Origin of the sequence: Psychrobacillus sp. NPDC096426, from assembly GCF_044762745.1 — a bacterium.
Taxonomy (GTDB): domain Bacteria; phylum Bacillota; class Bacilli; order Bacillales_A; family Planococcaceae; genus Psychrobacillus.
This window is the reverse complement of the sequence record NZ_JBIWEX010000004.1, coordinates 141991-159490: the sequence shown is the minus strand read 5'-3', so window position 1 is coordinate 159490 and position 17500 is coordinate 141991. Positions and strand designations below refer to the sequence as shown.

At 35.7% G+C, this 17500-nt stretch carries 15 protein-coding genes; 13 read left to right on the top strand and 2 right to left on the bottom strand.

Features of this window, described 5'->3' with window-relative positions; all coding sequences use genetic code 11:
- Positions 1–73 precede the first annotated feature (73 nt).
- Both ACIQYS_RS05260 and argH read left to right on the top strand, forming a co-directional pair.
- Positions 74–1282 carry an argininosuccinate synthase gene (locus tag ACIQYS_RS05260; RefSeq protein WP_402975863.1) on the top strand — a complete coding sequence of 403 codons (1209 nt, stop codon included), beginning with the start codon at positions 74–76 and terminating at the stop codon, positions 1280–1282.
- Positions 1279–2652, top strand: a complete 1374-nt coding sequence (argH, locus tag ACIQYS_RS05255; protein ID WP_402975861.1) for an argininosuccinate lyase — start codon at positions 1279–1281, stop codon at positions 2650–2652. Before ACIQYS_RS05260 ends, argH begins: the two co-directional genes overlap by 4 nt.
- Positions 2653–2832: 180 nt before the next feature.
- Here the strand turns inward: argH and ACIQYS_RS05250 are convergent, their stop codons facing one another.
- Positions 2833–3603 (bottom strand): HAD-IIB family hydrolase, encoded by a 771-nt coding sequence (locus ACIQYS_RS05250; protein WP_402975859.1) that lies wholly within the window; start codon positions 3601–3603, stop codon positions 2833–2835.
- Between the two features lie 82 nt (positions 3604–3685).
- Here ACIQYS_RS05250 and ACIQYS_RS05245 point away from each other — a divergent pair, with 82 nt between their 5' ends.
- The 8 genes from ACIQYS_RS05245 to ACIQYS_RS05210 all read left to right on the top strand — a co-directional run bounded on the left by ACIQYS_RS05245 (position 3686) and on the right by ACIQYS_RS05210 (position 11630).
- On the top strand, positions 3686–4372 hold the full coding sequence (locus ACIQYS_RS05245; RefSeq protein ID WP_402975857.1) for a Crp/Fnr family transcriptional regulator: 687 nt from the start codon (positions 3686–3688) through the stop codon (positions 4370–4372).
- A gap of 110 nt (positions 4373–4482) precedes the next feature.
- Positions 4483–5016 (top strand): sigma-70 family RNA polymerase sigma factor, encoded by a 534-nt coding sequence (locus tag ACIQYS_RS05240; protein ID WP_402975855.1) that lies wholly within the window; start codon positions 4483–4485, stop codon positions 5014–5016.
- The gene (locus ACIQYS_RS05235) at positions 5000–6184 is read left to right on the top strand and encodes a hypothetical protein (RefSeq protein WP_402975853.1); all 1185 of its coding nucleotides are present in this window, start codon (positions 5000–5002) and stop codon (positions 6182–6184) included. The genes ACIQYS_RS05240 and ACIQYS_RS05235 overlap by 17 nt, the downstream gene beginning before the upstream one ends.
- Before the next feature lie 144 nt (positions 6185–6328).
- Positions 6329–6646, top strand: a complete 318-nt coding sequence (locus ACIQYS_RS05230; RefSeq protein ID WP_402975850.1) for a DUF3870 domain-containing protein — start codon at positions 6329–6331, stop codon at positions 6644–6646.
- A 298-nt stretch (positions 6647–6944) separates the two neighbouring features.
- Positions 6945–8105, top strand: a complete 1161-nt coding sequence (locus ACIQYS_RS05225) for a CaiB/BaiF CoA transferase family protein (protein ID WP_402976019.1) — start codon at positions 6945–6947, stop codon at positions 8103–8105.
- Positions 8106–8123: 18 nt separating this feature from the next.
- Positions 8124–9329 carry an acyl-CoA dehydrogenase family protein gene (locus ACIQYS_RS05220; RefSeq protein ID WP_402975847.1) on the top strand — a complete coding sequence of 402 codons (1206 nt, stop codon included), beginning with the start codon at positions 8124–8126 and terminating at the stop codon, positions 9327–9329.
- 253 nt (positions 9330–9582) lie between these two features.
- Entirely contained in the window at positions 9583–10668 is a 1086-nt protein-coding gene (locus ACIQYS_RS05215) for a metallophosphoesterase (RefSeq protein WP_402975845.1), read from the top strand.
- 29 nt (positions 10669–10697) lie between these two features.
- Positions 10698–11630 carry an MBL fold metallo-hydrolase gene (locus tag ACIQYS_RS05210; protein ID WP_402975843.1) on the top strand — a complete coding sequence of 311 codons (933 nt, stop codon included), beginning with the start codon at positions 10698–10700 and terminating at the stop codon, positions 11628–11630.
- Between the two features lie 82 nt (positions 11631–11712).
- Here the strand turns inward: ACIQYS_RS05210 and ACIQYS_RS05205 are convergent, their stop codons facing one another.
- A complete protein-coding gene (locus ACIQYS_RS05205; protein WP_402976017.1) occupies positions 11713–13071 on the bottom strand; it encodes an Nramp family divalent metal transporter in 1359 nt (452 codons plus the stop codon).
- Positions 13072–13647: 576 nt separating this feature from the next.
- On the opposite strand from ACIQYS_RS05205, the gene ACIQYS_RS05200 reads away from it, so the two are divergent.
- From ACIQYS_RS05200 to ACIQYS_RS05190, 3 genes are all read left to right on the top strand, one after another.
- Complete coding sequence (locus tag ACIQYS_RS05200) at positions 13648–15117, top strand: ATP-binding cassette domain-containing protein (protein WP_402975841.1); 1470 nt, start codon at positions 13648–13650, stop codon at positions 15115–15117.
- Between the two features lie 95 nt (positions 15118–15212).
- Positions 15213–16253, top strand: coding sequence for an ArsR/SmtB family transcription factor (locus ACIQYS_RS05195; protein WP_402975839.1), 1041 nt, complete (start codon positions 15213–15215; stop codon positions 16251–16253).
- The gene (locus tag ACIQYS_RS05190; RefSeq protein ID WP_402975837.1) at positions 16250–17464 is read left to right on the top strand and encodes an MFS transporter; all 1215 of its coding nucleotides are present in this window, start codon (positions 16250–16252) and stop codon (positions 17462–17464) included. Before ACIQYS_RS05195 ends, ACIQYS_RS05190 begins: the two co-directional genes overlap by 4 nt.
- The last annotated feature ends 36 nt before the right edge of the window (positions 17465–17500 follow it).

Genomic DNA, 17500 nt, shown 5'->3' with positions numbered 1-17500 from the left:
TTATACATTAAGCATGTTACATTATGTATATTAATACTATAATAATGAATAAACATACAACGGAGGAATATAAATGAGTAAAAAAGTTGTTTTAGCATATTCAGGTGGATTAGATACTTCGGTTGCAATAACATGGTTGAAAGATGAAGGATATGATGTAGTTGCGGTGTGCCTAGACGTTGGAGAAGGCAAGGATTTGGAATTCGTGAAAAATAAGGCGCTACAAGTTGGGGCTATTGAAAGCTATATGATCGATGCAAGAGAAGAATTTGCGAATGAATATGCATTAATTTCTTTACAGGCTCATACATGGTATGAAGGTAAATACCCATTAGTTTCTGCATTGTCTCGTCCATTGATTGCTAAAAAGTTAGTGGAAATTGCAGAACAAACTGGCGCAACTGCAGTAGCTCATGGTTGTACGGGTAAAGGAAATGACCAAGTTCGTTTCGAAGTTTCTATTAATGCTCTAAATCCCAATTTAGAAGTAATTGCCCCAGTTCGTGAATGGAGCTGGAGCCGTGAAGAAGAAATTGCGTATGCAAAAGAAAAAAATATCCCAATTCCGATTAACTTAGATAGCCCGTTCTCGATTGATAAAAACCTTTGGGGACGCTCAAACGAATGTGGTATTTTAGAAGATCCATGGCAAGCACCGCCAGTAGATGCATATGAACTAACAGTTGCATTAGAAGATGCACCTGATACTGCAGACGTTATCGAAGTTGAATTTGTTCAAGGGGTGCCTGTAGCAATCGACGGTGCAAAATATCCTTTATACGAATTAATTTCAAGATTAAATGATTTAGCTGGTAAACACGGGATTGGACGTATCGATCACGTAGAAAACCGTCTTGTTGGTATTAAATCACGTGAAGTATATGAAATTCCAGGTGCTCATACATTATTACTCGCACATAGAGAATTAGAAGATATTACACTAGTAAAAGAATTAGCTCACTTTAAACCAGTAATTGAGAAAAAATTAACAGAACTAATTTATGAAGGACTATGGTTCTCTCCACTAAGAACCGCTCTAGAAGCATTCTTAAAAGAAACACAAGTGTATGTAAATGGTACAGTTCGTGTGAAATTATATAAAGGTCATGCCATTGTAGAAGGACGTAAATCTCCAAACTCTTTATACAACGAAAAACTTGCAACTTATACAGCGGAAGATGAATTTAACCATGCATCAGCAGTCGGATTTATCGAACTTTGGGGACTTCCAACGAAAGTTCACGCTATGGTGAACAAGGGAGCAGAGAAGGTGAAAGCATGACTAAGCTTTGGGCCGGAAGATTTCAAAAATCTGCCGAGCAGTGGGTAGATGAATTTGGAGCTTCCATCGGTTTTGACCAAACATTAGTAATGGAAGATTTAGACGGAAGTATCGCGCACGTCAAAATGCTTGGGGCATGTCAAATTTTGCCCCAAGCAGATGTGCAGCAAATTCTAAGTGGATTAGAGCAATTAAAAAAACGAGCAGAAGATAATGCATTAGAGTTTTTAATTGCAAATGAAGACATTCATTTAAATTTAGAAAAAATGCTAATCGATTTAATCGGTCCAGTTGGTGGAAAATTACACACTGGGCGTAGTCGAAATGATCAAGTAGCAACCGATATGCACTTATATTTGAAAAATAGGGTTGGGGAAATCATTGAGTTAATTGAACTTTTCCAACAAACACTTATCGCTCAAGCAGAAACGCATGTGGAAACACTTGCACCAGGATATACGCACTTACAACGTGCACAGCCAATTTCATTTGCACATCATTTAATGGCGTATTTCTGGATGCTCGACCGAGACAAAGAGCGTTTTAAAGATTCGATTAAACGTATCGACATTTCACCACTTGGAGCAGGAGCGCTTGCAGGGACTACTTTCCCGATTGATCGCAAACTTTCGGCGGAATATTTAGGCTTTGCGAACGTATATGCAAACAGTATGGATGCGGTAAGTGATCGGGATTTTATCGTAGAATTTTTAAGTAATTCTTCGATGCTTATGGCACATTTATCTCGATTTGCGGAAGAAATCATCTTATGGTCCAGCTCGGAGTTTAACTTTATTGAGTTAGATGATTCATTTTCCACTGGCTCTAGTATTATGCCACAAAAGAAAAATCCAGATATGGCCGAGTTGATCCGTGGAAAAACAGGACGCGTTTACGGCAATCTAATGGGCTTACTTACAGTTATTAAAGGATTACCACTTGCTTATAATAAAGACATGCAAGAAGACAAAGAAGGTATGTTCGATACCGTGCATACAATCGTTGGCTCATTGAAAATATTTGAAGGTATGGTTCGTACTATGACGGTTCATAAAGAGCGTCTTCACGATACTGTACATAAAGACTTTTCAAATGCAACAGAACTTGCAGACTATCTTGCAGCAAAAGGACTTCCATTCCGTGAAGCACATGAAATCACTGGGAAGCTCGTATTTTTATGCATCCAAAGAGGTTATTTCTTATTAGATCTTCCGCTAGAAGATTTGCAAGAAGCAAGCAGCCTAATAGAGTCGGATATTTACGATGTATTATCACCGCTTGCGGCTGTAAAGAGAAGAAATTCCCTTGGTGGAACTGGATTTGACCAAGTTGCCATCCAAATAGAAGAAGCTAAAAAGCGTTTAGTATAATAACGAACTGTAGACACTCTTTTGGAGCTGTCTACAGTTTTTGCTTATGTAACATTAAGTTTAGTTGGAAAATTGGTGAGTTTAGTTGTAAAAAGGAATGATTTAGTTGTAATTATTGCAGGTTTAGTTGGAAAAATTTCGAACAGGTTAGTAACAACTTCTAGGATACAGTAGTCACCATTAGTACAATTCTAGTTGATTTGCATGTACTTTACTAAGCTCTATTATTTTATTCGCAACTGCCTGCTCATCACTTTCAACAACCCTCGAAGCGATTTCTTTTAATTCTTCATGCATACCCACACATACCGCTTCTTTTGCAAATTGAAACATGGGTATATCATTTGCATCGTTGCCAAATGCAATGAATTCTTGTTTTTTCACATTTAATTTTTGCAAGCCTGTCCATTTATCGATGCCTAAAGGGCTAATATCTAGAATATTTTCTTGTCCGTGATTGTATATCAGAACCTCAAGCGATTCTAATCTGGCTAATATCGCAAGTGCATGTTCATTTGGAAATAGTACGACTTTCATCATTTGTTTAATCTCATCAATCGAAATATTTTTCGCTAACTTTTCGGGATCAAGATTTTGATATATCGGATGTTCTGTGTTTCCAGTAAACGAATAATTCCATTCACTATCGATTAAATAGGTAAGATGAAAGTCCTCTATCATTTGTATTATTTGTTCTTTTGTTTGATTATCAAACGATGTTAGATACGTGTTTTTCCCCGCATTTGTTACAAAAGCACCATTTCCACCAATCATGGGATTCATATGCATCTCTTTTGGAAGTACAGGCAGTAAATCGCGAATCGGTCTGGCAGAAGCAAAAATTACTTCATGTCCCATATGGCGACAATATTGTAATGCATCCGTTATTTCTGTACATAGAGGCTGCCCCTTAAAACAAATCGTACCATCTAAATCGAAAACAAATTTCATTTTTCTTCATCCTTTCACTCTCTTCATAGTAGCGATTTTTCGATATAATAAAAAGGACATATGTCCCAAAAGGAGAAGAACAATGCAAATTATTCAAGATCATTTACTTTCAACCTATTATTTGAACAATGAAGAATTGAAAAAACTTTTTAGTGATAAACAACATCCTTTTCAGATTAGACGATATAGTCGCAACGAAGTCATTTTATTAGAAGGGGAAGAAATAGATGGGTTATATATTCAAGTTTCGGGTAGAACGAAAATTACTACGAGTGTCATTACAGGTAAAGCATTGCTGCTCAGATTTTGTTCTGCTATTTCAATCATGGGTGATATTGAATTAATTCAAAAGGTGCCAATTCAATCCCAGGTGTCAGCAGTGATCGATTCAGATTTTATATTTATCCATAAAACGTACATACGCAACGAATTGATGAAAGATTTAGCTTTTTTGCAACAACTCTTAATCCATACAACGTACAAACTACAGACATGTACCACTGCTTCTCGCATTAATTTGCTCGCTTCAGTAGAAACAAGGTTTGCGAGTTATTTATGCACCGTCCGTAATGGAGAAACGTTTGGTAAAGAAATCCACACGACAAATAGCGTGGAAATAGCTTCCCTAATAGGTACAACAACACGACACTTAAATCGAATAATTGAAAAACTTGTTAATGAAAAAGTAATTGAGAAGGAAAAGAAAGAAATAATGGTTATCGATTGGGAAAAGATAGAGGAATTTTCAGGTGGATTAAGGTATGAATGACTCAAAAGTCTTAAGCGAACTAGCTACCTTCAGGAAAAATATTTCTTCCATTTGAAACCGAAAGGCGATTTGATTTGTCTAACAGGTAGTAAAAGAATGGAGGGGAAGGGTTGGATAGGCAAGATAGAGACTATCTGCTTGTAAAAGCAATGAATGAGTACGGACATTACTTAACACGGCTTGCTTATTCATTTGTAAAAGACGAAGCAAAAGCTGAAGATATTGTCCAAGAAGTATTTATTCGTTATTACTTGAATATGGATAATTTTGAAGGACGTTCTAGTATTAAAACATATTTATATCGCATCACCGTGAATGAGTGCCACAACTATTTTAAAAGCTGGTCGTATCGAAAAGTGGAAATATCAAACTTTATCAATCATTTACTAATACATAATCAGACTCCTGAAGAAAGCATAATAGCTGATGAAAGTAGTAATGAACTTTCGGATGCAATTAAAAAATTGCCTAGGAAATATCGGGAAGTATTATGGCTTTACTATTATGCGGAACTTTCTGTAACGGAGATTGGTACGATTTTGAATTGTTCTAATAATACTGTGAAGACACGACTAGTAAGGGGGAGAAAAATGGCTAGCCTTACATTTGCTGAGGAGGGATTCCATCATGGAGGAAGAAATTAAACGCAAGTTAGATTCATCTGTGCCAGAACATATTACGTTATCAGAAGAACAAAAGAGCGAAATTTTAACGGAAGCGCGACATAGGGTTTCATCTGAGGAGAAGCGACAAAAGAGAATGCTTAAACCAATTCTTGTTGGAGTAGCGATTATTGGTCTATCTGGTATATTAAGCTATCCTTATGTAAAGGATTGGCGGGAACAAGCTGGTATTAGTAGCTCAGTTAAAGAAGAGTCTTTAAGAAAAGTGATGATAGAAGGACATGATTACAACGCTCTTATCAACTCTATTTATGATGAGAAAACAGATTCCATGATTTACACAGATAATAAGGCAATCTATACTTATTCGCTTACATCAAATAAAAAGACAATATTGGTAGCCCCAAAAGAGAATGTCTTGATAACAGAGGTACTATTAAACGAAAAATGGTTTGTTTGGGACGAATTATATTCGGAAAATGATAATGGCCATGCATCCATTCATATACTAAATCGTGAAAGTAATGAAACATTTGTAATGGAAGAAACTCTACAAGCAGATCTTCAACTTGATGGTGATTATTTAGTTCGTTTGTCTTTTGATGAACAAGGTGCTGTGCCAAGTTACCGAATCCTTGACCTAGAAACGTTAAAAGAAACATTAGTGCACGAATTAATTGGAGAAGGTACTAATAGTAGAGCTTCTTTTAATGATGGCTTACTTGTTATTCCGGAGCGGCTTACAGATAATGAGCAAAAAACGGTGAAGTTCTTTGTATACGATGTGTACAAAAATGTCAAAATAGGGGAGTATATCGTGCCCTACGAATACTCATTAAATGTTACAGTAACAAGAGATAAGATATTTACTCAATTGCTAAATGAAGATGATCCTTCGATTTTAGCGTATATAGATTTAGAAAGTGGGGAATTAAACAAAATTGGAACTCCGACATTCCAGGACTATGCTGTGTTCGGTGATTATGTAGCATTAAGTGTTCCTAAGAAAAAATCCGACACAGTCGAGTTATATAAAATAGAAGGAACAAAGGTGAAAAAAATGTCTACTTTCAATAGAGTAAAAGAACGACTAGTAAAACCAAGGTTCACTGTAAATGGTATGCTCATTGTGAATGGAGAAGGTGAAAAGTTTCCGATGTACTTGCAAGACGTTCGTAATATGGAATAGTTAAGGGCTTCTACTTATTTAATTAAAATAAATTAAACAGAATATTCCCGTTAAATACTATTAAATAACATTCGCTTCCTGTATTCTTAATCTATAGAGATTCTTAATAATATGAAGCTTTTTGACAAAAGGGGAATGAACGTTATGAACACAGTTTTTATAGCAGGGCATGCAAGACTTCCGGCGGGAATGGCCGCACAAAATTTATATGAAACATTGACAATTACAGCGGAAATCGATAAAAAATACGGGGTAATTGTTACGGCTAGTTGTACGTTAGCTACGGAACATGGACGAGCGTTTGTACAACACCTGCTAAGAGGGCATAGTTTACAAGATGGAATTGATCAGCCACTCGCGAGTATAAAAAATCATTATTTAGGAAAAGCGGGAAATGCGGTAATGTCAGCATTGAAAGATTTATATAAACATTATGAGCTATATACAGCTGAAAAATTATAATTTATAAAATATTTAAAAATATTTAAAAATATTTAAAAATATTTGATTATTTAGTTTACAAACTAATATTTGTGTACTAGAATAAGAAGTAACGAGTCATGCCGAAGCGTTTCAACGTTCATTCCCATGACCAAATTATGCAAAACAAATAGAAAAGCTAATACTGCCTAATCTGTCAAAATTCTTGCCGGGATTTTTAACCACAGATAATAAGCCAGTTCAATTTGATTTACAGCGAGTCTGTAGTCTCTTTGAATTGGCTTTTTGAATTCAATAGAGGAAAGGTGTGATTGTTCAAATGACGGGAGCTCTTGCGAATATCAAAATCTTGGATTTGTCACGTGTTCTCGCTGGTCCATATTGCACGATGATTATGGGTGACTTAGGTGCGGAGGTCATAAAGGTGGAAGCACCTGGAGGAAGTGATGAAACACGTAAATGGGGTCCACCATTTAAAAGTGAAGTAAGCGCTTACTACTTGAGTGCAAACCGAAACAAAAAGGCGATAACTTTAGACTTGAAGTCAGTAGCTGGTGTCGAAACTATTAAAAAGTTGGTTCAAGAAAGTGATGTAATTATTAATAACTTCAAAACTGGAACGATGGATCGTTTCGGTTTAGGCTATGACGTTTTGGCGGAGCTTAATCCACGTATTGTGTATTGCTCAATTACAGGGTTTGGTGAAACAGGACCGGATCGACATGTTCCTGGATATGACTTTATCATTCAAGCGATGAGCGGGTTAATGAGCATCACCGGTACGAAAGAATCGGGACCACAAAAGACAGGTGTCGCCATCGTAGATGTTTTGACTGGGTTATATGCATGCATTGGAATTCAAGCTGCTTTGTTAGAGCGTGTACAATCTGGGAAAGGACAAAAATTAGACATTTCCCTTTATGATTCTGCAGTAAGCGCACTAGTGAATATCGGCAGTAACTATTTAATGGCCGAACAAGTTCCTAAAGCTCTTGGAAATACCCATGCAAATATTGTTCCGTACCAGGCATTTCAAACGTTAGATGGGGAAATGGTCGTTGCAGTCGGAAATGATCATCAGTTTAAGGCATTTTGCGAAGTGCTTGGAAAACCCGCATACGCCCAAAATGTTCTTTTTCAAACAAACCCTAACCGCGTGAAAAACAGAGACAAATTAGTTCCATTATTACAAGCCATATTATTAACAAAAGGGACCGCCTACTGGCAGGAACAATTTAGAAATAATAATATTCCAAGTGGTCCAATTCAAAATATAGAGGAAGTTGTAAATGATAAACAGCTCCAGTCACGCAATATGTTTATCACGCAAGAACATCCAACAGCGGGCCGCATCAAACTGATTGGAAGTCCACTTAAGCTATCCCGGACACCCGTTCAGATGAAGTACCATCCGCCTAATCCAGGAGAACATAATGAAGAAATTATGAATCGATTAAGTATGACACAAACAACCAATTAAAAAAGGAGAGATTATATTATGAACTTTTCATTTTCAGCAGAACAAAACATGTTACGTAAAACGGTGAGAGGATTTGTCGACAAGGAAATTATGCCTTATATTGGCGAATGGGATCGTGCAGGAAAATCAGACCCAGCTATTTATACGAAACTTGCAGAACTTGGATTCATGGGTGTTTGTATTCCTGAAGAATATGGCGGAAGCGGAATGGACTACAATTCGCTTGCTATCGTATGTGAAGAACTAGAACGCGGAGATACGGCTTTTCGTACAGCGGTTTCCGTACACATTGGCTTAAATAGTTTGACGTTGTTGCAGTGGGGAACGGAAGAACAGAAACAGAAGTATTTAGTGCCTCAAGCAAAAGGGGAGAAAATTGGTGCGTTTGGTTTAACGGAACCTGCCGCTGGGTCTGATGTGGCTGCACTTGAAACAACCGCTGTTAAAGATGGGGATCACTACATTTTAAACGGACAAAAAGCATGGATTTCACTATGTGATGTTGCGGATCACTTTTTAGTGTTTGCATATACAGGAGACAAATCGGAAAAACATAAAGGGATTTCTGCATTTATCGTAGAGCGTACGTGGGAAGGGTTTTCTTCTATTGTAACGAAAGGAAAACTAGGAATACGTGCCGGCAATACAGGCGAGTTATTTTTCGAAAATGTGAAAGTGCCAAAAGAAAACTTACTTGGTGAAGAAGGAGAAGGATTTAAAATTGCGATGGCGGCTCTTGATAATGGGCGCTTCACAGTAGCGGCAGGAGCAGTAGGACAAATTATGGCATGTATGGAAGCTAGCGTGAATTACTGCCATACGCGCGAAACTTTTGGAAAAGAAATTGGTAGACACCAATTAGTTCAACAAATGATCGCTAAAATGGAAGCAGGTTATCAAATGAGTAGCTTGCTAGTGTATCGCGCAGGTGAACTGAAAAACGCTGGAAAAAGAAATACGCGTGAAACGTCCCTTGCTAAGTGGCAAGCTTGTGATTTTGCCAACCAAGCAGCAGATGATGCAGTTCAAATTCACGGGGCAAATGGCTATTCGGATGAATATCCAGTAGAACGTTATTTACGTAATTCAAAAGCGCCGGTCATTTATGAAGGGACACGTGAAATCCATACAGTGATGCAAGCTGAATACGTATTAGGATACCGTGAAGACAAACAATTAAACAAAATGCTTCCTGCTTGGGAACAAGAACTAATTAGATCATAACTAATCAAAAGAACACCTAACGGAGTCAACCTATTTAAATAAAAAAGCAATCTCCTGTAATAGAGAAAGCTGATTTAACAATCCGTGCAGTTAAAAGTAATCGGCCATATATGAAATGGCTGATTACTTTTTGTTTTTTAGTGAATACAACTCATTCAACAGTATCTTATCTCCAGTTTTCAAGAAAAGATATTATTAATTAGTTTTTTTGATATAATATTCTCAAGATTATAATATTTTGGGGGTTAAGTTAATGATTGAAGTAAGCCGACTGCAATTAGATAAAACAAAACGTGCAATTATCATTTCAGATATACATGCAAATCTAAAGATATTTAAAAATCTATTACAAAAAGTGAATTATACGAGAGAAGATTATCTATTCATCAACGGTGATCTTTGCGAAAAAGGACAAAATAGTTTAGAAGTAGTGGAATTTGTGAGAGGTTTATCTAAACAATCCAATAAGGTCTTTGTCACAAAAGGAAACTGTGATGTAGTCCATCGCTATGTGTTTAATGGGAGTAATGGAATTATTCCATACATGAACAGACAAAAAAATTCTGTTTTAAATGAAATGCTAGCAAAAAATTTTAAAACAATAGATGATTTCACAAATCTAGAAGAACTTGCCCGCTATTATCGCCAATATTTTCAGGAGCAAATAGATTGGATAGAATCATTACCAATTGCTTATGAAACCGATGACTTTATTATCATTCATGCAGGTATTGAAAATAAAGAAAATTGGAGAGAAACAAAAGAAGAGGTTGCATTATATACGCAAGAATTTTATAAGCAAGTGCACCAAGCCGACAAAATAGTCATCGTAGGTCATTGGCCAGTCGTTAATTATCGTGCAAATCAAGTTAGTTCCCATAATTCGATCATTGATCTTGGTAAAAAAATCATTGCTCTAGATGGTGGAAATCAGATTAAGAAAGATGGACAACTAAATGCGCTAATTATCCAAAATGGAACGTATACATCTACATATGTGGATGAGTTAACGAGCGAAATGATTGTGCAAAAAGAATATAACAATTCCACAAAAAGAGTAGGAACTGTGACATATCCAAATTACGACATGCAAATAATAAGACAAGAGAGATACTTTACTCTGTGTGAAAATACGAATCTCGGCATTGAACAATGGATTAAAAATGAATATTTACTAATAGATCATGAATCAGCCCGTGCCAAAACGGACCTGAGTACAACCTTTCTATCTGTTAAACAAGGAGAAAAAGTATCGATGGTTGATAATGAATGTGACGGATATATTCTTGTGAAGAGAGAAAATGGAGAGGTAGGCTGGTTGCCAAAAGATTGCTTTTGAAGTGAGTGCAACAACAAGGGGGACATGAAATGTTAACAGAAGTAACAGATGGTATACATAAACTAGTTATCAAATTTCCAAAAGGAATGGGAGAGGTTAACTGCTATTTAATAGAAGGAAAAAATGGATATACGGTGATTGATACGGGGACTGATTCAATAGAATCGAAAGAAGGATGGAAAAAAGTGTTATCATCTGGGATCTTAATAGAGAAAGTGGTCCTGACACACACTCATCAAGATCATATCGGTCTTGCAAAATGGTTTCAACAGGAAGTTGGAGTACCTGTTATTGTCTCCAATTTGGGTTACGAAGAAATGAGGAAAAATCGGAATTCACATGGTAGAGACCGATTAAACAGTTTGATTATCAGACATGGGGGACAATCACTTCCTAATAAAATAAATGAAGATCCTCCCATTTACGATTTCGAACCGAATGGTTTTTTTGAAAATCATCAACATATTCAATTAGGTGAGGAATTGTTTGAGGCTATTTGGACACCAGGTCATGCACCTGATCATTTTTGCTTTTATAATGAAAATAAGAAGATCATGATCATTGGAGATCATGTATTAAACAAGATCAATCCAGTAATTGGTCTATGGTCGGGAGAAGAAGAAAATCCATTGAAAGATTACTTTTTATCATTGACGGAATTGGAAAAATATCCAGCCGACATTACTTTACCAGGTCATGGAGACTTAATTTATGATCTTCATTCTAGAATAAACGAACTGACTGCTAAACATGAATATCGCCTACAACAAGTACTACAATCCGTGACGAGCGAAAGTAAAACCGCTAATCAAATCTGCCACGAAGTATACGGAACCGTAAATATCATCCTCAATTTAAGTTCTTTTATGGCTACACTTACTCGATTATTGTATTTAGAATCGATTGGAAACGTGGAGCGTCAGGAACTGGACGGAGTAGTAAAGTTCAAGGCGAGAGAATAGATAACGAAGATAAGAATTCCTAATAAATGAAAAGAAGGCATAAAAAAAGTGGCATGATTTCTTCTTAAATCATGCCACTTTTTTAACCTAAATCTTGCCCAGTTATAATAATATAACCGATTAAGAATATATTCAAAATCACGATTAAAACGGTACATCCCCACGCTAATATTTTCACGGGTAGTGTATTGGCGAATTCGCCCATTTTTCTTTTATCGCTTGTAAATAATACTAAAGGTATAACGGCAAATGGAAGAGCAAGGCTTAATACTACTTGACTCCATAACAATAACTCACCTGTTCCTTTAGAACCTGCTATCCAAGTTACAATAAACGCAGGAATGACTGCTAATAAACGTGTGATCAAACGACGAAGCCATGGAGAAATTTTTAATCGTATAAATCCTTCCATCACTATTTGCCCGCTCATAGTTCCTGTAATGGTCGAATTTTGCCCGGAAGCAAGTAAAGCAACCGCAAATAATGTACTTGCAATACCTACACCTAAAGTAGGGCTTAATAACTCATAAGCTGCTTCAATCTCGGATACATCTAAATTTGTTCCATAAAAGGCAGCTGCCCCAAGAATTAAAATTGCAGAATTGATAAGAAAAGCGACAGTTAAAGAAAAAGTAGAGTCAATAAGCGAAAACTTTAGTGCTTCTTTTTTCCCAGCTATTGTTCTTTTATAATTTCTTGTTTGAACGATAGAAGAATGCAAATACAAATTATGTGGCATAACCGTCGCTCCTAATATACCAAGAGAAATAAAAAGCATGGATGGATTTGTGATAATTTCCATTTTCGGTACATATCCACCAAATAATGCGGAAATTTCTGGTTTGGATATAATCACTTCAAATGCAAAGACGACAAAAATAGTTACCATTAGCACAATGACAATCGATTCGATAATACGAAAGCTTTTCTTTTGTAAGTAAAGCAAAAGCAAAACATCTAATGTAGTGATGGTGATTCCTAATAGTAAAGGGATACCAAACAATAAACTTAATGCAATCGCCGAACCGATTACCTCTGCTAAATCTGTTGCAATAATAGCAAGTTCCGTTAAAATCCAAAGGAAGAAAGCCGTTTTTTTGCCAGTGGCATCTCTTGTTGCTTGCGCAAGATCCCTCCCAGTAACGATACCAAGTTTTGCTGATAACGCTTGTAGGAGCATAGCGATTAAATTAGATAGTAAAATAACAATCAAAAGCGTATAACCAAAGCGCGCACCACCCGCAATAGAAGTCGCCCAATTTCCTGGATCTACATATCCAACCGCCACTAAGGAACCGGGACCTAAAAACGCAAACAGTTTGCGCCAAAAGCTACCTTTTATTGGAACATTAACCGAGCTATTAACCTCTTCTAAACTCACATTAGCACTTGCTTTTAACCAACCTTGCTCTTCTGTTATATGTTTTGGGTCAGAACTCATCATTCATCTCTCCTAAGTTTAAAATGTTTCCCTAGACCAACTTTAAAAGTAAAAAAAATACATTCTTATGATATGTAAATATTGTAACACGGTATCTTGTCTTCGTAAACAATTTTTGTTAGAGGGAAACTTTTAGTTATGAAGGAAACACATGGAGAAATAACAATAGGTCTAAGAAAGCGCCTAAGTTGTATGAGTGTTTCTAGAAAAGTAACGCGCTTATACATTGGAGAGTAACGGAAGGGTTTTTTTTAGTGGGAAAAGCAATTGGAACCCGTAATGAGTCGTGTATTGTCCGAAAATTGTTTGACAATTGAATTAATTATATGCTATTTTTATTGTAATATCTTTGAAGGGATGATGAGTGGCCGATGTTAAACTAATTCTATTTATAGTAAAAATGTATATACATTTACTTGCAAAATAGGATTAGTCTGCTCATTTATCATATATTCAAAGAACCTAATACACTCAAAATAGGCGTATTTGTTATGCATAAATGAATACATATATAGACTGATCCTTCCAAATAAACGGAGGGATTTTTTGTTTTCTTTCCTATTAGAGGCGATCTGAATGACCGGTAATATACTTATAAAAAATATGTTGTTTAAATATGTTTCGATGATTCAACCGATTTTTAAAAATGTAAACTTAAATATCAATGAAAATTGGAAATTAGGGCTTGTTGGCCGGAATGGTCGGGGAAAAACAACCTTTTTAAAAATCCTTTTAGATGAGTTAGAATATGAAGGTTCTATACAGTCCACATTAGACTTTAAATACTTCCCATCTTATAAAGATATGCATGAAGATCTAACTGCTTTGGAAGTATTACGGAAACAAAATCCATATATAGATATTTGGCAAATTGAGCGTGAGTTAACCTATATGGATCTATCGACAGACATTTTATATAAAAAGTTTAATATTTTAAGTGGAGGGGAGCAAACAAAAATCTTATTGATAGAGTTATTTTTGAATGAAAATTCATTCCCTTTAATTGATGAACCAACAAATAATCTAGATGTAAATGGAAGAAAAATAGTGGGGCAATATTTAAAGAAGAAAAAGGGATTTATCGTAATTAGTCATGATGAGTCTTTTTTAAATCAATTTGTTGATCATATTTTAGCTATAAATAAAGAATCGATGGATTTGATTAGTGGGAATGTGGATACGTGGAAATACGAAAAAGCAAATGCAGATATGCTTTCTGAAGAAGTAAACGCAAAGCTCCAAAAGGAAATTAAACGGCTTCATGATGTTTCAAAACAAGTAAGTAATTGGGGGTTAAAAAAAGAAAACAGCACAAAGGATGCTTCTGCAAGACGATCGGCAGCAAAACAAATGAAAAGAGCAAAAGCTATAAACAAACGAACAGAAGCAATGATCGAGGAAAAAGAAAATCTCATTCATAATTTCGAAAATATCTCGGAACTTGAAATGATTGTGGAACAGCCAAGAAAACAAATTTTATTCTTTCGTGATTTTTCCATTTTGAGAAATGGTGTCCCTCTTTTTGAACCGATCAATATAGATATATATCCAAATGATCGTTTCTTTATTGGAGGGAAAAATGGAAGTGGTAAATCTACTCTATTAAATTTTATTTTAGGATCAGAGCAGCTAGATACAATAGGTGAGTATCGTATTAGGCTACCTGAACATTTATCGATACTACATCAAAAAATTCAAAAGGAAGTAGATTATTTTTCAGTGCTAAGTCGATTATCAACAAAAGAAGCAAAAGAAAAATATTGGTATTTGTTATATCAATTAGGTATTGAGCGTTCAAGTTTTTCAGCTAAATCAAGTAAAGATTGGAGCTCTGGTGAACAGAAAAAAGTATTTTTAGCGAATGCATTATTAGGTAAAAATGAGTTATTTATTTGGGATGAGGTAACGAATTATTTAGACATATTCGTAATAAATCAATTGATAGATGCAATCAAGAAATATCAACCAACGATAATTGGCGTAGATCATAATGAATATTATGTTAACACTATATCTACTAAAAAAATAGAATTAAAACCTTTTTAATCACTTCTATTATCTGAATAATGAATATTCAGTTGATTCTATGTATTTCGAATGATATATTCAGAGTATATAGAATTTTCTGGAGGGGTGATGTATTGGATGTCTTAAATCTTACAAGTAGGAAGAGAGAAACGTATCAAGTTCAATTAAAATACTCTGTTTTATGGGAATGTGCATTAGGAATAGCTGCAATTACGAATAAGCCTCTTATTAAAACACTAGAAAAACCTGTATACTATTGGAAAGAAATAAAAGAATCTCTACCTGTGAAACTATTAGTTGAATTAGACTTTGTAGAAAACAAAAATACTTGGAAAGCCTTACTACAGTTACTCCATCAACGAGACTTCGCTGATCTAAGAGAGTTTACTAAGTATATTCAGGAACTTTCCATGCCAAATTTTATTTTTATTTGTTTGCCGTTTATCGGAAACAACTATCAAGAGTTAAGAAGAAATGCTTCATTAGGCGATCAATTGGCCATGAAGGAAATGATGAAAATTACGAAGGATAACTCCTTTTTTCCACGTTATATCGAATTCATTTGTCAGGCTAACGGTAAACGGTTAAAAGAACATCTTATTAACGTGATGACTGGATGGTATGAGGCAGTTATTATAAAAGATGTGGAGCTTCATGCTATTTTGCAAACGGATTATGAAATGAAGATAGAGATGGCAAGTAAAATGTCGGCGGAAGAACTAGTAGAATGGACGACAGGAGGCATTACATATTCACCAGAACTAAATGTATCCAACGTGTTATTAATCCCACAATACATTTATCGCCCGTGGAATATTGAGGCAGATTTAGAAGATACAAAAGTATTTTACTTTCCTATTACGAATGAAAGTATCTCACCAAGTGACCGGTACACACCAAACAATTTATTAGTATTGAAACATAAAGCATTGGGAGATGAGGTCCGTCTCCGAATGGTTAAATTACTTGAGGAACGGGATCTTTCGTTACAAGACATTACAGAGCAATTAAACATAGGCAAATCAACCATCCATCATCATTTAAAAATTCTAAGAGCAGCTAAGTTAGTAGAGATTATCGATGCAAAGTATTCGCTTAAAAGAAACTCACTGGATGTGCTATCGAAGGAACTGGAGTTTTACTTAAATCAATGAGAAACACCTTATTAAAGAGTCGTCCGTTTCTTATTGTCTGGATAGGGAATGTTATTTCCGAACTAGGCGGTGCATTTGGTACTTTTTGCAATTCAATTCTTATTTATCAACTGACCAATTCGACGATGGCATTAGGTAGCATGTGGTTACTGTATTTTATTCCGTCTATTATTTTGCAATTATTTATTGGTCCTTTTATTGATCGATGGAGTCGAAAATGGATCATGGTATTTTCACAGTGGACGCGAGGGTTAATATTCCTTATACCACTTGTCTCATTGGCTACTGGAAATCTACACGCGTGGCATATTTATGCAGTCCAAATAATAGTGGGATTAATAACGCCTATTTATACACCAGCAAACCAAGCAATCACACCAACAATCGTACCGAAAGACCAATTAGCTGCAGCGAATGCCTATATAGATGGAACGGTCCGATTAATGACTTTTCTAGCTCCAATTTTGGGAGGAATCGTCATTGAGTATATAGGCGTTATACCTACTATACTATTTGTATGTGGCACACTAATTACAAGTGGCGCACTTTTACTTTTTATCCAAGAAAACAGAATTTCCTTAAGTGTACGAACGTCTTGGTTAGAACAATTCTTGGAAGGAATATCATATTTCTTTAAGCAACGGCTTATCGTTTGGTTAGGAATCTTTTTAGCATTCGTCCAATTTGGAGTAGGAGTGACGATGGTTGTCACCTTACCTTATATAACAAAAGAGTTGTCAGGAAGCTATGCTGAATACGGCTATTTTATGGCTAGTTTTCCACTTGGCTATGTAATTGGATCAATACTAGTAGGGAAAATAACGTATAACAGTCGTAGAGTTTTAATGTTGGGAGCATTGATAATCGGTGGTCTAACATTTATCGCGTTAGGATTTAACCATAGCATTATTTTGGGCATAATGACCGAGGTGATTGCTGGAATTGCAATGGCTTTTTTCGGTGTCCATAACTTAACGATATTTCAACAAACCGTTCCGAACGAATTGATGGGTAAAGTAGCATCTGTCCGACTTTTTATCATTCGAGGGGCAATGCCGCTAGGCGTACTCGTTGGAGGGATTTTAAGTGAACAGTGGGGAATACGTCCGCTTTATTTTTTGATTGGATCTATTATATGTACAGTATCATTACTTGGGATACTTCTTCCCTATTTTAGGTTTATGGATGAATACTCTGAAAATAGCAGTTGAACTAAATGTCAATTCAGTTAAATAACAAGATGGTAC

What these genes read in the sequence shown, in the direction of transcription:
- ACIQYS_RS05225 (WP_402976019.1), top strand. Translation starts at nt 6,945, where the DNA reads ATGACGGGAGCTCTTGCGAATATCAAAATCTTGGATTTGTCACGTGTT.
- ACIQYS_RS05220 (WP_402975847.1), top strand. Translation starts at nt 8,124, where the DNA reads ATGAACTTTTCATTTTCAGCAGAACAAAACATGTTACGTAAAACGGTG.
- ACIQYS_RS05230 (WP_402975850.1), top strand. Translation starts at nt 6,329, where the DNA reads ATGAACACAGTTTTTATAGCAGGGCATGCAAGACTTCCGGCGGGAATG.
- ACIQYS_RS05235 (WP_402975853.1), top strand. Translation starts at nt 5,000, where the DNA reads ATGGAGGAAGAAATTAAACGCAAGTTAGATTCATCTGTGCCAGAACAT.
- ACIQYS_RS05245 (WP_402975857.1), top strand. Translation starts at nt 3,686, where the DNA reads ATGCAAATTATTCAAGATCATTTACTTTCAACCTATTATTTGAACAAT.
- ACIQYS_RS05190 (WP_402975837.1), top strand. Translation starts at nt 16,250, where the DNA reads ATGAGAAACACCTTATTAAAGAGTCGTCCGTTTCTTATTGTCTGGATA.
- ACIQYS_RS05250 (WP_402975859.1), bottom strand. Translation starts at nt 3,603, where the DNA reads ATGAAATTTGTTTTCGATTTAGATGGTACGATTTGTTTTAAGGGGCAG.
- ACIQYS_RS05200 (WP_402975841.1), top strand. Translation starts at nt 13,648, where the DNA reads ATGACCGGTAATATACTTATAAAAAATATGTTGTTTAAATATGTTTCG.
- ACIQYS_RS05215 (WP_402975845.1), top strand. Translation starts at nt 9,583, where the DNA reads ATGATTGAAGTAAGCCGACTGCAATTAGATAAAACAAAACGTGCAATT.
- ACIQYS_RS05210 (WP_402975843.1), top strand. Translation starts at nt 10,698, where the DNA reads ATGTTAACAGAAGTAACAGATGGTATACATAAACTAGTTATCAAATTT.
- ACIQYS_RS05260 (WP_402975863.1), top strand. Translation starts at nt 74, where the DNA reads ATGAGTAAAAAAGTTGTTTTAGCATATTCAGGTGGATTAGATACTTCG.
- argH (WP_402975861.1), top strand. Translation starts at nt 1,279, where the DNA reads ATGACTAAGCTTTGGGCCGGAAGATTTCAAAAATCTGCCGAGCAGTGG.
- ACIQYS_RS05205 (WP_402976017.1), bottom strand. Translation starts at nt 13,071, where the DNA reads ATGAGTTCTGACCCAAAACATATAACAGAAGAGCAAGGTTGGTTAAAA.